This is a genomic window from Pseudomonas sp. RW3S2 (assembly GCF_014268955.1).
Classification (GTDB): Bacteria; Pseudomonadota; Gammaproteobacteria; order Pseudomonadales; family Pseudomonadaceae; genus Aquipseudomonas; species Aquipseudomonas wayambapalatensis.
The window spans coordinates 1-611 of record NZ_JABWRM010000042.1 but is presented as its reverse complement, the minus strand read 5'-3'; the positions used below and the strand labels follow the sequence as shown (position 1 = coordinate 611).

At 67.3% G+C, this 611-nt stretch carries 1 protein-coding gene; it reads left to right on the top strand.

Going from position 1 to position 611, the window contains the following annotated elements:
* Nucleotides 1–611, top strand: a 611-nt coding sequence (locus HU748_RS26130; RefSeq protein WP_186722530.1) for an AMP-binding protein, incomplete at both ends; no start/stop codon positions are given.

Here is a 611-nt window from a genome sequence, read left to right as displayed (position 1 = left end):
TCGAGGTCACTGGCGAGAACCTGGCCTACGTGATCTACACCTCCGGCTCCACCGGCAAGCCCAAGGGCGCGGGCAACCGCCACCGGGCGCTGACCAACCGCTTGTGCTGGATGCAACAGGCCTATGGCCTGACTGCCGGGGACCGGGTGCTGCAGAAGACCCCGTTCAGCTTCGACGTGTCGGTGTGGGAGTTCTTCTGGCCGCTGATGACCGGCGCTTGCCTCGTAGTTGCTGCACCGGGGCTGCACCGCGACCCGGCGCAACTGATCGAAATGATTCGCCGCGAGCGCATCACCACGCTGCACTTCGTGCCGTCGATGCTGCAGGCCTTCGTGGCTGATCCTGCGGTGGCGGGCTGCGACAGCCTGACCCGTATCGTCTGCAGCGGCGAGGCGCTGCCGGTGGATGCCCAGCGCCAGGTGTTCGACAAGCTGCCGAACGCCGGGCTGTACAACCTGTATGGCCCGACCGAAGCGGCCATCGACGTGACCCACTGGACCTGCCGCGAAGAAGGCCGCGACAGCGTGCCGATCGGCGAGCCGATCGCCAACTTGCAAACCTACGTGCTGGACGCCGGTCTCGGTCCGGTGGCGGTGGGCGTGGTGGGCGAG